This is a genomic window from Bifidobacterium sp. ESL0820 (genome assembly GCF_052606235.1).
Genome location: NZ_CP199594.1, coordinates 101706 through 117267, shown reverse-complemented (window position 1 = coordinate 117267; position 15562 = coordinate 101706). Strand labels below are relative to the sequence as shown.

12 protein-coding genes and 1 tRNA gene are annotated in these 15562 nt (G+C 61.1%); 7 read left to right on the top strand and 6 right to left on the bottom strand.

Annotated features, from left to right (window positions below; genetic code table 11):
- Positions 1 to 82: 82 nt before the first annotated feature.
- Positions 83 to 1003 carry a metal ABC transporter solute-binding protein, Zn/Mn family gene (locus ACUIAH_RS00515; protein WP_445341024.1) on the bottom strand — a complete coding sequence of 307 codons (921 nt, stop codon included), beginning with the start codon at positions 1001 to 1003 and terminating at the stop codon, positions 83 to 85.
- Positions 1004 to 1223: 220 nt separating this feature from the next.
- Between ACUIAH_RS00515 and ACUIAH_RS00510 the strand changes: the two genes are divergently transcribed.
- Positions 1224 to 2588 (top strand): alpha/beta hydrolase, encoded by a 1365-nt coding sequence (locus tag ACUIAH_RS00510; protein WP_445341023.1) that lies wholly within the window; start codon positions 1224 to 1226, stop codon positions 2586 to 2588.
- Positions 2589 to 2642: 54 nt separating this feature from the next.
- On the top strand, positions 2643 to 5252 hold the full coding sequence (locus ACUIAH_RS00505) for a bifunctional lysylphosphatidylglycerol flippase/synthetase MprF (RefSeq protein WP_445341022.1): 2610 nt from the start codon (positions 2643 to 2645) through the stop codon (positions 5250 to 5252).
- Here ACUIAH_RS00505 and ACUIAH_RS00500 read toward each other — a convergent pair.
- From ACUIAH_RS00500 to purE, 3 genes are all read right to left on the bottom strand, one after another.
- Positions 5224 to 5667, bottom strand: a complete 444-nt coding sequence (locus ACUIAH_RS00500; protein ID WP_045924680.1) for a Fur family transcriptional regulator — start codon at positions 5665 to 5667, stop codon at positions 5224 to 5226. The genes ACUIAH_RS00505 and ACUIAH_RS00500 overlap by 29 nt on opposite strands.
- Before the next feature lie 69 nt (positions 5668 to 5736).
- A complete protein-coding gene (gene purK / locus ACUIAH_RS00495) occupies positions 5737 to 6903 on the bottom strand; it encodes a 5-(carboxyamino)imidazole ribonucleotide synthase (protein ID WP_445341021.1) in 1167 nt (388 codons plus the stop codon).
- Complete coding sequence (gene purE / locus ACUIAH_RS00490) at positions 6887 to 7393, bottom strand: 5-(carboxyamino)imidazole ribonucleotide mutase (RefSeq protein ID WP_313835669.1); 507 nt, start codon at positions 7391 to 7393, stop codon at positions 6887 to 6889. The genes purK and purE overlap by 17 nt, the downstream gene beginning before the upstream one ends.
- Before the next feature lie 179 nt (positions 7394 to 7572).
- Here purE and ACUIAH_RS00485 point away from each other — a divergent pair, with 179 nt between their 5' ends.
- Complete coding sequence (locus tag ACUIAH_RS00485) at positions 7573 to 9456, top strand: 1-deoxy-D-xylulose-5-phosphate synthase (protein ID WP_445341020.1); 1884 nt, start codon at positions 7573 to 7575, stop codon at positions 9454 to 9456.
- 38 nt (positions 9457 to 9494) lie between these two features.
- A tRNA-Arg gene (locus ACUIAH_RS00480) sits at positions 9495 to 9571 on the top strand.
- Between the two features lie 255 nt (positions 9572 to 9826).
- On the opposite strand, the gene ACUIAH_RS00475 is transcribed toward ACUIAH_RS00480, so the two are convergent.
- A complete protein-coding gene (locus tag ACUIAH_RS00475; protein WP_445341019.1) occupies positions 9827 to 12490 on the bottom strand; it encodes a multicopper oxidase domain-containing protein in 2664 nt (887 codons plus the stop codon).
- Positions 12491 to 12548: 58 nt separating this feature from the next.
- On the opposite strand from ACUIAH_RS00475, the gene ACUIAH_RS00470 reads away from it, so the two are divergent.
- From ACUIAH_RS00470 to ACUIAH_RS00460, 3 genes are read left to right on the top strand one after another with little or no spacing between them, the layout of a single operon-like run.
- Entirely contained in the window at positions 12549 to 13301 is a 753-nt protein-coding gene (locus ACUIAH_RS00470; RefSeq protein ID WP_445341018.1) for a helix-turn-helix transcriptional regulator, read from the top strand.
- A complete protein-coding gene (gene fdxA / locus ACUIAH_RS00465; protein ID WP_045924685.1) occupies positions 13298 to 13684 on the top strand; it encodes a ferredoxin in 387 nt (128 codons plus the stop codon). The genes ACUIAH_RS00470 and fdxA overlap by 4 nt, the downstream gene beginning before the upstream one ends.
- On the top strand, positions 13681 to 14286 hold the full coding sequence (locus ACUIAH_RS00460) for a DNA-3-methyladenine glycosylase (protein ID WP_445341017.1): 606 nt from the start codon (positions 13681 to 13683) through the stop codon (positions 14284 to 14286). The genes fdxA and ACUIAH_RS00460 overlap by 4 nt, the downstream gene beginning before the upstream one ends.
- Positions 14287 to 14332: 46 nt before the next feature.
- On the opposite strand, the gene ACUIAH_RS00455 is transcribed toward ACUIAH_RS00460, so the two are convergent.
- Entirely contained in the window at positions 14333 to 15502 is a 1170-nt protein-coding gene (locus ACUIAH_RS00455; protein WP_445341016.1) for an MFS transporter, read from the bottom strand.
- Between the last annotated feature and the right edge of the window lie 60 nt (positions 15503 to 15562).

Here is a 15562-nt window from a genome sequence, read left to right as displayed (position 1 = left end):
GATACCTGTGCCATTGTTCCCATCAAGGACGACAAGCCCCACGAAAACATCCCTTGGCGAACATCAAGCGCAAGTGGACTCATCAGGCCTTGGCGCCCGGCACCTGCTGGACCAAGGCGCTGATCCAATCCTCCAGGTTCCGGTACTTATCGGGGCGCTGCTCGCTGACCTCGAACACCGGCACATGGGCCTTGCGAGCCTCAGCAGCCAGCTCCTTGGAGGTTCGATTGACTTCTTGGGTGTTGAGGACCAGCATGTCCAAGCGTCCGGATGCCAGCAAATGACGGAAGGCCACCAGGTCCTCAGGCGAGGGCTCGCTCTCGTTGGCGGCCGCCCGCAGGTACCCCTCTGGGGTCAGATCCTCCATGCCCAGATCATGGCAAAGGTAGTAGGCAGCCGATTCCGTGGCCGCGTAGTGCCGTCCCTGGGTGTGCTTGCGCGCATCGGCAATAAGATCGTCCAGCCGGGCCTGCCGACCCTGCCAGTCCTGGTAGGCCTTGTCGAAGCCAGCCGCTCGGTCTGGACGCAACTGCCTGTAGGCCTCATGCACGGCCTTGGCAGCTGCCCCCCTGCCCTGGGAGGAAAACCAGAGATGGGGGTTATCGCCGGTCTTGCGCCCTGATGCCTTGGATACGTCCACCAGCTTGGCCTGCCCGGTTTCCGCGGCCTTGGCAGCCCAGTCGTCGATGCCGGCCCCGTTGACGATGACCAGATCTGCACGACTGATCCGGGCGATGTCCGCCGTCGTCGGCTCATAGTCGTGGGCATCAGTCGAGGTGTTGCTCAGAATGGTGTCCACCCGGGCCTGGTCGCCGCCCAGGTCCACGGCCAGGGACTGCCATTGGTTGATGCTGGCCACCACCTTCAGGGGGCCGGATCCTGTGGGCAACGAGGATGATTCGCTCTTGCCGCAACCTGTCAGACAGGTCAGCAGGGTCAGTCCGGCCAGGAGGGCGGCGACCAAGGTACGGGTCCGGCAAAGGCGTGGGCTGCTGGCATGCATGAATGGGGGGTTCCTTCCTGGCGACGGCACGGGACAAACCTGTCGCCAGGCTCGCCGACCGTTACTGAGATTGATTATCAATAAATCTACCATAGACGAACCCATGACCGGAATCTGAAGATGCGGTCCTGGCGAGAATGAATGACTGCTCAAATGGCAGCCGTGCGACCGGACACTCCCTATACTGAACTGCGGATGTATTTTGGTTGGAAGGAATGGCATGGGTGCATGGCTGGCAAAGGTTCATCTGACCCAGGGGTGGCTGCCTGCGTCAATATTTTCGCTGACGGCCCTGGCCTTGATCGTGCTGGCGCTGACCGGACTGACGCATGGACGCTGGCGGACCCTGCTGCGCCAAGCGGCCATTGCCCTAGGCATAGGAGGCCTAGGGCTGTTGGCCACCTGGCTGGTCTCCGACGTCTTCATGCTCTTCGGCGTCTCCCTGGGCTGGATGGTCATCATCAGCGTGGCCTTGGGATTCCTGGCAGCGGGGTTTGCCGTCTGCATCCTGATCACTGCCCGGGGCTGGCGCCGCGTCCTTGCCGCCCTGACCGTCCTGCTCTGCCTGCTTTCCACCGGGCTTCGAGTGGATATCATCTACGGGGAGTTCACCACTCTGGGGTCCCTGTTCAGCGTCTCCCTCTACCCCGACTACAAAGACCATAAGACAGCCAGACCGGCCATGAGCGTGGCACAGTGGCGATCCTTGGCCTCACGGGGCGAACTGCCCTCGCATCCCAGGGTCGGCCGCTCCTACAGCATGCGCATCCCCAACAGCCGCTCCCGATTCGCAGCACGGCCAGCTGATATCTACCTGCCGCCTGCCGCTTTGAGCGACAAACCGCCCGCGCTGCCTGTGTTCGTGCTTCTGGCCGGCCAGCCCGGAAGCCCCGACCGGCTCTTCACCGCCGGAGCCATTCCGGCCATGATGGATGCCTACGCCGCCCAGCACGACGGCCTGGCACCAGTGGTGGTCTCCCCCGACCAGAACGGTTCATCCTCTCACAACAGCCTATGCGTGGACTCCCCCGTCTACGGGAAGGCTGAAACCTACCTGAGCAGTGACGTTCCCGCCTGGATCCGCGCTGAACTGCCCGTCGCCAGCCAGCCCCAGCAATGGGCCATCGGCGGATTCTCCCAGGGCGGGACCTGCTCCACCCAGCTTGGGGCACGGCATCCAGACGTCTATGGAAGCATGCTCCCGGCTGATGGGGAGCTGGAACCGACCCAGGGTCGGCAGGAACAGATGATCCGCGACTACTTCGGCGGCGACCGAAAGCGCTTCCTGGCCCAGGTTCCGGCCAGGGCCATGCTGGAGCGGGCGCCATCCCGCCAGCTTCTGTTCACCGCAGCCGGGTCCAACGATAAAGAGTCCCAGCACAATATGATGGTCATCGCCAAGGCCGCCAACCAGGCGGGCATGAAGGTGCAGGCCGTCATCACCCAGGGATCGGGCCATGACTGGCATACAGTCAAGACGGCTTGGAAACCCGGGCTGGAGTGGGTGGGCGAAGCCATGGGACTAGGACCCATGTCCCGACCAGTTGAAGATTTCCCGAACATTATCGAAACACACCTCGGCTGAACCGCTGACAGATCAGAGCGTCCAAACCGATAAGCAGAAAGAGCCGCCGCAATCATGGAGACAACAAATAAAGGATCCAGGCTGATGGAGCCTTCGGCCAAGACCGTGCTTCTGCGGGACCTGACCAGATGGGTCAGACGTCACGCTCTTGCACTGGCTTTCAGCCTTGCGCTGGTCCTGCTCAACCTGATCACCTGGCTGCTGATCTGGCTGCTGCGCATCCCCGGCAGGACACGGCTGGGCATGCCGCTGTCAGACCTGATCATTCACCAGGTTCCGCATCCGGTCCACGGCCAGGGCCGCCCCTCGCTTCTGGTCCAGTTCGCACGGCTGCTGGTATCCTTGGTCATCACCCCTGGCCCCCTGCAACTGATCATAGATGTGGCGCTGGTGCTGGTCATGCTGTGCATCGCCGAGACCCGACTGGGTCGCAGGCGCACCGTGCTGGCATCAGTCATCAGCGCGATAGGCGGCGCGGCTGTCGGGCTGATCATCTGCACCCTGATCAATGCACTCCAGGACCATTGGGCCTGGTTCATCCGAGTGCCCATGACGCTCAGCCCCATCATCCTGGTGGTCGGATCCCTGATGGCCTCCATCCCCTTCAGCGACTTCCTCTGGCGACGCAGGATCGCCACAATAGGCTACACGGCCTTGATACTGATGGTGCTGTATACCGGCAACCCCGGCTACTATTGCGCCCTGGCTGCAGCGCTGATCGGCCACTTGACCGGCCACCTCTGGCACGGACCGGTCCAGGACGCCAATCCGCATGGCCACAGCGGCTCCTATGAGACCCGCCACCTGCTGGGGGCCATTTCCACGGTTCTAGCTCTCGGCCCCCTGGTCACCGTCTCCTCCAGGATCCGCGCAGGATTCTTCACCCCGCTGGGCATGTTCCTGGGTTCGGACCCTGGCGGCAGCGCTGCCCTGTCCCGCTGCCTGGCCGAGAACAACCAGGCCAGCTGCTACGCCCAGTACGGTCTGGTCGCCGGCCGAGCACCCACCGGCGCTTCGTCCCTGATCATGCCCACCCTGGTACTGCTGGTGGTGGCCTGGGGCATCTACCATGGCCGCCGGGTTGCCGCTGTCACCGGTCTGGTCCTCAACACCCTGACCATCATCCTGGCCATACTCTATTTCCTGGTCTTCCCCCTGACCATCGGAGACGGCCTGCCACGGGTCATCCACCACGGCGCCCTGCCCTCCCTGCTGATCATCACCCTGCCGCCGCTGATTCTCAACTGGTTCCTGGCACGCAACCTGCGCATCTTCCTGGTACGGACCAAGGCCTCGCGCTTGCAGGTGGGCTGGGCAGCCATCGTCCTGGCCTTCCTGGCCACAGCCATGGGCTATCTGACCTTCACTGCCGCAAGCCCCGGGTCCTTCCACCCCTGGCCCACCACCGGCAGGGCCCTCTCCCAGCTGCCCGAACTCTACCTGCCCAATGGTGTGGCCTCGCGCTTCCGCCCAGCCCTGGTCCCACGCACGCCCACCGGGATGATCGTCAGCCATGGGGTGGGGCTGATCTTCTGGCTGGCGGTCCTGGTGGTTCTGCTCTCCTGGATGCGCAGCTCGGTCATCCAGAACGGCAGCGAGCGCCAGGAGGCCGATCGTCTGGTCGAGTATGGGGGCGAGAGCATGTCCTTCATGACCACCTGGGAGGGCAACAGCTACTGGTTCTCTCCCAGCGGGCGCTCGGCCATCGCCTACCGGCTTTTGCACGGCATAGCCCTGACCACCACTGGACCATTCGGCGACCCTGACGAATATGCGGATGATCTGGACGGATTCGCACGCTTCTGCAGCGCCCACTCCTGGTCACCGGTCTTCTACAGCGTCCACAAGCCCCAACGCGATCTGCTCGCCTCCCGCGGCTGGTCCACCCTGACAGTTGGCTCGGAGATGGTGGTCACCCCCAGTCTTTGGCAGACCAAGGGCAAGAAGTGGCAGGACATTCGCACAGCCATCAACAAGGCCAAGCGCGACAAGATCACGGACGTGCTGACCACATTCAACGATGCCTCCTGGGATGTCCAATCGCAGATCGTGGATATCTCCGAGCAGTGGGCCGAACTCAAGGCCCTGCCCGAGATGAAGTTCACCCTGGGCGGCCTGGATGAGCTGAGGGACCCGCGCATGGCCATCCTCTACGCCGTGGACGACCAGGGCAAGGTGCTGGCCGTGACCAGCTGGATGCCCACCTACCGCCAGGGCCAGGTAATTGGATGGACCCTGGACTTCATGCGGCACAGGACCGACAGTCCCAACGGGATCATGGAGTTCCTGATAGCACGGATGGCCGAACGGCTGCGCGACCAGGGGACGGCGGAATTCATGAGCCTATCGGCCGCTCCCCTGGCCGGCATGGACAGCAGCGAAGACGATGACGATGGTCAGGGCGAAGATCGGACCGCCTTCCTGCAGCACGCTCTTCACCTGGTGGCCGACCTGATGGAGCCGGCCTATGGCTTCCGCTCGCTCTTCTTCTTTAAGAAGAAGTTCCAGCCCAGCGAGCACCCGGTCTATATCTGCTATCCCGACCCGGCTCAGCTGGCTCAGATCGGACTGGCTGTAGTCCAGGCCTACCTGCCCAATCTCAAGGCTTCGCAGGCCTGGGATGCCATCAAGACCATCATGCCCAAGGGCCGGGAGGATCACTGACGTCTGCCTGACCGGAGCGGTCTCGACAGCTGCTGCACAGGCCGTAGACCTCCAAGGTGTGCGAGGAGACCGTAAAGCCATGTTCAGACGCCACGGCCTTCAGCCAGCCATCGTCCGGCGGGCTGATCTCCACGGTCCTGCCGCAGCGTTCACAGACCAGATGATGGTGGTGCCTACGCTGGGCCAAGCAGACCCGGTAGAGGCGGATGCCTCCGTGCTCAATGCAGTCCAGGCTGCCGGAGATGTGCAGGGAAGCCAGCTGCCGATAGACCGTGGCCAGGCCGATTCGCTGGCCTGAATCGCCAAGGAGCCTGTGCAGCTCCTTGGCTGAAACAAAGTCATTCTGGGCCTGAAGAACCTTCCAGATGGCGTTCTTCTGCCGCGTCCGGCGGCCGACGGATGAGCCAGCGTTCATGATTAGACACACTCCTTGGGCTCCACCAAGCCTACATCCGGATTGCCGGGACAGATGTGAGGATTCGGTTCAGTCCAGGTCGGACCAGCAGCCTGTGGCTTCCAGGTCCTGTGCAGTCTGCTCCGGATCGTCGGTCAGCACCGTCAGGTGCCCCATCTTGCGGTCGGTGCGCACTTCGGCTTTGCCGTAATCATGCAGGAACCATTCGGGATGTTCACCCAGCAGCCGCCTGACCGGGGCCACATGCTGTCCCAGAACGTTGACCATGACCGCCGGGCTGAGCAGGCGCGGATTCGGCAAGGGCCACCCGGCGATGCCTCGGACGTGGGCATCGAACTGGTCCATGGAGCAGGCCTCGATGGTGTAGTGACCGGAATTATGGGGGCGCGGGGCCAACTCGTTGACCACCAGACCGCCATCGGGCATGACGAAGAGCTCAAGGGCCAAGGTCCCGGCCAGCTTGAAGCCGTCAGCCAGGGTCAGGGCCATGTCACGCGCCCGGTCAGCCATCCCGGGATCGACCTTTGCCGGTGCCAGAGTCATGTGCAGGATGTTGTGACGATGCTCGTTGCGGACCATGGGGAAGGTCACGTAATCCTTCCCGTTGCCCGAGACCAAAATGGAGGCCTCGAAGGCAAAGTCCACGAACCCCTCCAACACGGAGGGCGGGAAGTCCCGACCCTTCATACGCGCCTGCAAGGCCTGCAGATCCTCCTTGGTGCGCAGGACCGCCTGGCCGTGACCATCATAGCCGCCGGTTCGTGTCTTGAGCACAGCGGGCATTCCCAGCTCCTTCAGGGCTGCGTCAAGCTGATCAAGACTGTCAACCTGCCTCCAAGGGGCGGTATCGATGCCATGGCGGTTGATAAAGGTCTTCTCGTGAACGCGGTCCTGGGTGACCCTGAGCAGGTCGGTCCCCTGGGGGATGGCCACACGGTCCCTCACCTGGTCCAGTGCGTCGGCATCCACGTTCTCGAATTCGTAGGTAAGCACATCGCTGCGGTCGGCAAGCCGCTTGAGGGCCTCGAGGTCGCCATAGTCGGCCGTCTCCTGAAAATCGGCCACCTGGGCCGCGGGAGCATCGGGCGTGGGATCCAGCACACCGATGCGGAATCCGTGGTAGCGGGCACTCAGAGCCATCATCCGTCCCAGCTGGCCGCCGCCGACGATCCCGATGACGGATCCCGGCTCCAGGTGATCGATTCTTCCCTTGGTCTCCTCAGACAAGCTTGGCATTGGAAGCCTCCACGGATCGGGCCAGCCCGGCACGGTAGTCATCCAGGGCCTGAGCCAGCCTCGGATCATTGATGGAGAGAATCGAAGCCGCCAGCAGGCCGGCGTTGGTAGCCCCGGACGCCCCAATAGCCGTAGTCGCTACAGGAATGCCGGCAGGCATCTGCACGATGGACAGGAGTGAATCAACCCCGCTCAATGCATGGGACTTCACTGGCACTCCGATGACCGGCAGCGTGGTCTGGGCCGCCACCATCCCAGGCAGATGGGCTGCTCCTCCGGCCCCGGCGATGATGACCCCTATGCCCTGGCTTCGGGCCTGATGCGCGAACTCCGCCATGCGCCCAGGTGTGCGATGGGCGGAGATGACCTCCTTGGTGTAGACGATAGCGAACCGGTCCAGCATCCGACAGGCTTCCTTCATCGTCTCCCAGTCGCTCGATGATCCCATGATCACTGCGACGCGTGCCCCTTCATGTGTATTGTCAGCCATCGGCCCTCCAATGTTCATGCACATCCGATACTACGCAAGGCCGGGGAGAAGCCGGCCAATCGTGACGGTCCTATGGATGTAAAGGCCGGGCCTGGTGAACATCGGGCTTACAGCGGTTCCAAACCGCCGCCCCAGACCTAGAATCATTGGATTGCATTACAGAAACCGACAGGAGGGTTATGGGCAAGCTTCTGGACAGCATCGACTCCCCAAAGGATCTGAAGGTTCTCTCCTTGGAAGAGCTGAATCGACTGGCCGACGAGATCCGTCAGCTGCTGATCAGCTTCTGTCGACGTCACGGCGGCCACCTGGGTTCCAACCTGGCCACCATCGAGCCCATCATCGCCCTGCACTACGTCTTCGATATGCCTCATGATCATCTGATCTTTGACGTCTCCCATCAGGCCTACACGCACAAGATCCTGACCGGCCGGCGCCGGTTCTACACGGACCCTGAGTCTCAGAAGGATCTTTCCGGATTCACCTCGCCCAAGGAGAGCCCCTACGACGACTTCATGCTGGGGCACACCGGCACCTCCATCGGCCTGGCCTGCGGAATGGCCGCCCAGCGGGATGCGACCGGAGGCAAGGCCAACATCATCGCCTTGATCGGGGACGGCTCCCTGAGCAGCGGGCCAGCCTTCGAGGGGCTGGACTGGGCTGCTGAGCAGGGCGGCAACCTGATCATTGTGGTCAATGACAACGAAATGTCCATCGCCGAGAACCACGGGGGGCTATACAAGAGCCTGGCGGCCCTGCGTGCCAGCGGGGGATGCAGCTCAGACAATCCCTTCCGCGCCCTTGGGCTGGACTACCGCTACGTGGAGGAGGGCAACCGAATCGAGGATCTGATCGAGGCCTTCCGTCAGGTCAAAGACACTGATCATCCGGTGGTGGTTCATATCCATACCCGCAAGGGCCTGGGACTGGGCCAGGGCAGCCAAGGACAGATAGGATCGACTTCGATGGCCCAGAGCGATGGGCAAACAGCTCATATGACTTCCCTGCCGGATTTGCCCGCCGAGGGTCCGGTGGAAGCCAACCACTGGCAGGACGGCTTGGACTCCCTTAACCGTCTGCCCAACTCACGAAAGACCTACGGAAGAATGGCCATGCAGGCCCTGGAGGCCAGGTTCTCTCAAGAGCCGGGCCTGACGGTCATCTCCCCCGCTACGCCGCTGTCCAATGGCATCGATCCCGACTTCCGCCAACGGGCCGGAAACCACTACCGGGACGTGGGCATCGCCGAATCCCATGCGATAGCCTATGCCGCGGGCATCGCCAAGGCCGGAGGCACACCTGTAGTCGCCACCTCAGCCACCTTCTTCCAGAGGGCCTACGACCAGATCGAGCAGGAGATGGCCTTGAACGGCAGTGCGGTGACCCTGCTGGTCTTTTCCACTGGCGTTGCCAAAACCGATGCCACACACTCAGGCACGGCCGACATGGTCATGATGCGAGGCATCCCCGGACTGACCTGCCTGGCTCCGACCAGCGGGGCTGAGTTCTTGGACATGCTGGCCTGGGCCACTGGCCCGGCCCGGCAGCCGGTGGTCATCAGGGTGCCCGGCGAGCGCACGCTGGCGACAGAACGCGCAGGTAAGCCGATAGCGCCGGTAAAATCCGATTCCACGACCGCAGGCCAGCCATGGGACCGTTACCGTATCCTGCAGCAAGGCAGGACAGTGGCCCTGCTAGCTCTCGGCGATGCCCTGCCCCTGGGTCGTGACCTGGCTGATTCCTTGAAAGCGTCCCTGGGGCTGAAACCCACACTGGTGGATCCGCATCGCTATGACCGCTTGGACGAGCAGACCCTGGATGCCCTGGCCAGCACCCACTCCCTGGTGGTCACCATCGAGGATGGTCAGCTGGATGGCGGCTGGGGACAGGCGGTGGCTGCCTACTACGGACCGAGTCGGGTTCGCACCCTGGCCTTCGGAGCGGCCAAGGAGTTCAAGGACCGAGTTCCCCAGGCCGCCCTGCTGGAAAGGTATGGCATGACTGTTCCTGCAATGACCCGTGCCATATCGGATGCCCTTGCCGACCAGGCTTCATGGATCTGACCCGCCGGTGGACCCAGGCGGGTACAATGAAAGGGTTTGGCCCCGTAGCTCAGCTGGATAGAGCAACTGACTTCTAATCTGTAGGTCGAGAGTTCGAATCTCTCCGGGGTCACCAATAGCACTCCCTGCTGTTGCCCGGGCACAGGGAGGCTTCATGTTCTGTGCATCTCGCCATTGCAGTATTCCTTACCTCATGCACGACTCACCCGCCTTAAGACAGAAGGGCGGTCAGGCAAAGAAAGGACACAAGCCAGAACTTAGGGACTTGCCTTTGCACAATTGAGGGTCGAACCAGTCCCGCAGCCCGGCAGGAATCCGTTTGCGAACAAGGCACGTTCGCTTGCCTTATACAGGACGTTGATTGTTCGCGTCACGACACCCGAAGAATGCCATGGGCGCCCTTCTCAGCCAGGCTCATGACGTGGTTGACTATGGAATAGTCGCCAGGCTGATCGACCTTGAGCTCCACAAACCCGCCTTGGGCCGGCAGCAGGGGCAGGACCTGGGCTCCCGCTGATGAGGATGAGGCAGCAGCGGAATTCCCTCCTGCGCCTCCGCCTATCAGATAGCGTCCCTCAGTCCAGACCGTATCGAACTGGGTTCCCACAATATGGAAGGACAGCGGCTGGTTGGGTCCGGCGTCCAGAACCCAGATGCGGACCCTTTGCCCCTTTTCCAGCTTGAGGGGATGAGCGTCATATTGAAAAGCCCGTCCGTTGAAAGTCATGATATCCGGGTTCATGGCCGCTACCTTTTCCGCATCGGCAGCCCCTCCATTGGACCCCAGATAAATTTCGGACTGAACCAGAACATATTCAGCAGCCACGGGCGGCAGCGTGCCGTCATCGACAACCACAGCCCCATACATGCCGTTGGCTATGTGGTTTGACATGGGGTCGCTGCTGCAGTGGTACATCCAAATGCCAGCCCGATCAGCGGTGAAGGTGTACAGGAGCTCCTTGCCCGGCTCTATGTTGCGCATCATGGTCTGAGGGACGGCCGGACCGGCATGAAAGTCGATGGAATGGCTCATGCTTCCCTTGTTCCTGATGGTGACTTCAAAAGTGTCTCCCACACGGCCCCTTAACACCGGACCCTGAGCCAAAGGGCGCGATCCGCTATCCCGCGAATCGTTCGCGTCGTCGAAGCTCCAGACCGTGCGCTCAAGCCCCGCAGCCACCTTTTCCTTGCGTTCCTTGATATCCAGTGTGTATTTTCTGGTTCCAGCCCTCCCCTGACCATCCAAGGATGGAAGAGCGGCCTTGGCGGGGTCGCTCTTCTCAGCCTGCGACTTGAGCTTGGCGGCTGAAGGGACATGGCTTAGGGCCACCTTCCCAGCTGATGACTGACCTTGCCCGGAAACAATTCCACCCCTGGTTTTGATCTTGAGCTCCATGCCCATCTGGCGGTGTCCTGCCAGCGAGCACCATCCCAATGTGTCCCCGCCTAGGACCCCCACGTCGACCGAGACGCTCTGGCCTACCGGAACTGACCCTGTGCTCTTGCCATTGGCGAAAACCAAGTCGTGCCGCTGATCTCCGGTGTTCCTAAAATCTACAATCAGCCGGTCTCCTGCATCGATGGTGATGGTATCCGGCACAAAGGCCATCCCTTTTACCTTGATCGTTGCTCTGCTGGTGTGACCCGTCGGCTGGACGCTCTTTGACGATGCCTCCTGGACGCCTCCGGCACTAGGTGCCGCCCCGACCGGGACAGCCAGCGTCGGCCGCAGAGCCATCAAGACCACGGCGGCCACCAGGACCAGCACGGTAGCGGAAGTGGCAACCAGATCCGTTCTTAGGGCCAGGGTTCCCACTTGTTCGGTTTGCGAAACCTCAGGCTGGCGACGACGGTAGCGTTTGGATGCCAGGATCTGCTTGCCGCGAGTGGCCAGGTACACCACGGTCAGCATCATGGAGAGGATTCCCAGGACATTCAGCAGGTTCCCCGCCTTCCATAAGGGCGTGTAGAGCCGGATGGTTCCAAGGAGCCTGATCAGCAAGCCAACCTGCATAAGCGCCCAGGCAACCCAGAGGAGCGGGTGAAAGGGCAGGGGCCTGCGGATGACCGAGGGGACGATCATGCAGACATGGGCGATGACCATGGTCATGATGAATCCGATAGCCAAGGCATGCAGCGCCATATCCCCCCAGTAGGTGCTGGAGTCCAAGGGCGCCGCCATCCAGATGAGGGCAGCCAGAAGTCCCCAGGCGTAGGCCGACAGCATGCAGGTGCCCATGAATCCTGGCAGACCGCCATGACGGAAGGTGCCCTTGGCCACATCATGACTGGCCATGACCAGGAGGAGCAGTCCCAGCGACAGCCCCAGAAGCGGATAGCCGACCGAAGGCGCCATGGCTTGGATCGGCAGCATCAGGACTGTCAGGAGGCTCAGACCCAGGATTCCCGATTCAAGACGAATATCCGAAAAGACCGCCCTGGCCAGCTCCACCCGCTCCCCCACGATGGTCAGAATAAGAAAGAAGAGCCAGGTTGGGGCCAGAACCGAGGCGTCCAATCCTGCAACCCATGCAGCAGCTCCGACCAGACCAACCAGGGATCCGAGGACCTGTATGAGCACCTCTGCAGAAGGCTGCCGACGCCAGATGGCCAAGAACATGGCTGTCAGGACCAACATGGACAAAGTCCACGGAATGCCGCCAAAAAGCTCCACCCTGACCCATGCTGGGGCATCACCATGGCTTGAAACCATCAACGACAGCAGGCAGAGCAGAGACCCCAGCAAGCCCAAGGCAGGAGCAAAAAATCCCCAGGAGGGTTTGCTGGATCCGCCGCTGCGGTAGGCCACTGCCCTCTCCAGGCCAATGGCTGCGCCCAAAAACCCATAGACCATGAGCCCGCCGTGCAGGTCAGCCAGCGGCACCCTGCCTGAAGGGTGAATCAGATCCGCGCGAATCAGCGCCGCAACAAGGCCAAGCAATGCAGCCAGACCTGCGCCGATGAGGAGGGCCATCCTGGACCTGGGCAAGGCCGTCCTGCCGCCGGACTTGCGCATCTTTGGGTCATCCTGCATGGGTCTGTCCGCCTTGTCCTGGGTTGATAATTGATTGAATAGTTATACAATTTAATCGATGAGTCAGAAAATTCAACCCTCTAAGCAAGGGATCCATGCCCCCTCTGGGCGCAGAAGCGGGGGGAAGATCCGCTCTGCAATTTTGGATCATCTGCATACGGCAGCCGAACAGACCGGTGCAGGCCTAACTGCGCAGCAGATCGGAGCAGCCTTCGGCATCCATCCGACGACCGCTCGTTTCCATCTTGAACGCCTGGTCGAACAGGGCGAGGCTGTCCGTCAGACAAGAGACAGGGAAGGTCGATCGGCCGGTCGAGGCAGACCGTCTGTCATCTACTCCCCTATATCCACAAACCATGCCAGGGAGGATATGATCTCCTCGCTCTGCTCCGCACTGGAAACTGCCTGTCCCGATGCTGACAGCAGAGGTAGGGCTGCGCTGAAAGCAGGTCAGGTCTGGGGTCGTACCCTGGCCAGACAAAGCGGGGCGAATGCCGAGAAGGACGTGTCCTCGAGCATGTCGCAGACGCTGTTGAATACTCTGGCCACCCTGGGTTTTGCTCCGGTTATGGCAGAACCGGATTCATCGAGCCTGTTTCTGACCGCATGCCCCTTCTTGGACAGTGTCAACGCCCATCCCATTATCTGCACGATCCATCTGGGGATGGTCCAAGGAATCGTGGAAGGCAGCAGCAAAGCGGCCAGGAATAAAAGAGCCCGTGTATCGCTGGAACCTCTGTCGTCGCCAAAGGGATGCTTCCTGAAAGCAGCGAAAGCGGACAACCAATCAAAAAGGAGAGCAAAGCAATGACCTACGTGATTGCCCAGCCCTGCGTGGACGTCAAGGACAAGGCCTGCGTGGACGAATGCCCGGTGGACTGCATCTACGAGGGCCCCAGGAACCTGTACATCAACCCCAACGAATGCATCGACTGCGGTGCCTGCGAGCCCGTCTGCCCGGTGGAGGCGATCTTCTATGAAGAGGATCTGCCAGAGGAATGGACCTGGTTCAAGGATGCCTCCGAGGACTTCTTTGCCCAGGTCGGTGATGCCGGCGGCGCCCAGGCCCAGGGACCCTACGATCACGACCATCCACAGGTCGCCGCCCTGCCCCACCAGGATAATTTTGTCTGCATCCAGCCGGAATCGCGCGGCCAGCGCGCGGTCTGGGTCCGCAAGGACCAGGCGGAATGAAAGCCGGTTCAAGCCAGGATGATCATCTGGTCTTCCCGGACTTTCTGGACCGCCCTGTGGAGGAGGCAGCCCGTCTGCTTTTGGGCTGCCTGATCATCCGGGACTACGAGTCGGAAGGAAAACAGGCCAGGGTTCGGATCGTGGAAACCGAAGCCTACGATCAGAATGATCCGGCCAGCCATGCCTATCACGGGCGGTCAGCGCGCAACGCTGCCCTCTTCGGCCCCAGCGGACACATGTACGTCTACTTCACCTATGGAATGCATTACTGCCTGAACATCTCCTGCCAGCAGGACGGGTTCGGCGCCGGGGTGCTGATTCGAGCCTGCCAGCCAGTGCAGGGTCTGGGCCTTCTGCGCAATCACAGACACGGCCGTCACCCGGACCGGGAGCTGACCAACGGTCCCGCCAAGCTCTGCCAGGCATTGGACATTGACAAGCACAACTATGGCCACGATCTTAGAAAACCACCCATCCGTCTGGCAGCCGACGGACTGGCCCAGGACGAGACCATCACGGCAACCCCTCGAATAGGCATATCCCACGCCAAAGAGGCCCTACGAAGGTTTGTCATCACCGGCAACCCCTACCTGTCGCGATGAAAGGGCAGAATCCTTCACTTCTGACTTCTACAGCCTCAAGGGTGGCTTATTGCTCAATGTAGCGGGATTCGACACAGCTCTGGAAACGAACAAGCGCAAGCATGACAGCAGCCAGCAGAGCGATGATCAGCATGCCTATGAAACTGCCTGTTACCGGATCCAGTCCAAACATTTTTGAGAAAGCCTTGAAGGCCCAGGTAGATGCCGTAAAACCGAGGCTGGTGGTGGCTGAAAAGACCCCCATGACCAGCGGATAGCGCTTGTGCTCAGTCAGATTGGACAGATAGTAGGGGCAGGTGGCCATATTGATGGCACTGCCCGAACCAATCAGAAATGCCGATAAACAAACCAGCGGGAATGAGCGAGTGGTCAGGAAGAGCAGGGCGCCCAGGGCCATCAAAAGGAAGGCAACCGGAATGGTCCATTGCCGGCATATCCGCTTAATGCCGTTGATGCTAAGCCCGATCACGACTGAGGAACCCGTGTTGAACATCAGGGCCACCCCGGCTGCACTGGTGCCGCCCAAACCATACTTGGCTATGTAGACCGCGAGCTTGTTGTACAGGACGGCGACCAGGAAAATGCTCAGAAACCCAATGAGAATGCAGGAAATGGTAGCCCACCAGCATTGTCCGCTTTTTTGAGAAGAAGACGATGCCTCAGATCTTACGGCCTTTTCCGACTCCTCCTCGACGGCACCGACTCCGGGGACCATGAAGATGACCAAGACCAAGGCAGGCAAGGCCAGAAAATAGAGCCAATAGTTGTGCAGCCAGCCTCCCTTGGCCAGAACACCACCCAGGGCAAGGACCAGCATGGAAGAGCCATCCTGAACAGCCAGGACCAACCCCATCAGCGCAGCCAACTGCTTCCCGCGGAAGAACCTGGCCGACAGGCTGGGGAGGACTGTAGTGGCGATACCCACGCCAAACCCGACAACCAAAGCAAAGAGAAGAAGCTGACTCACGCTGCCATGCACAACCAAGGGCATCAAGCCGCCCAGGGCGACACACAGACAGCTGATGCAGGCAGCTGTTCTGAAACTCATTCTGGTCAAGAGTTGACCAAATAAAAGAGCTGAAACTATAGCTGCCGAAGAGCCGATAGAAACCACCGATTCAACGGTGGAGGGATCAGCATGAGGAAAAGATGCTTGGATGGCTGCAACGGAAGGAGAGATGATGGAGTCAAACCTCGACATGATGGCCAAGGCCATGATTCCGACCAGAACCCCAAGGTTCCGTCTGGCCAATATCCCTGTGTTCTTAGGCTTAGA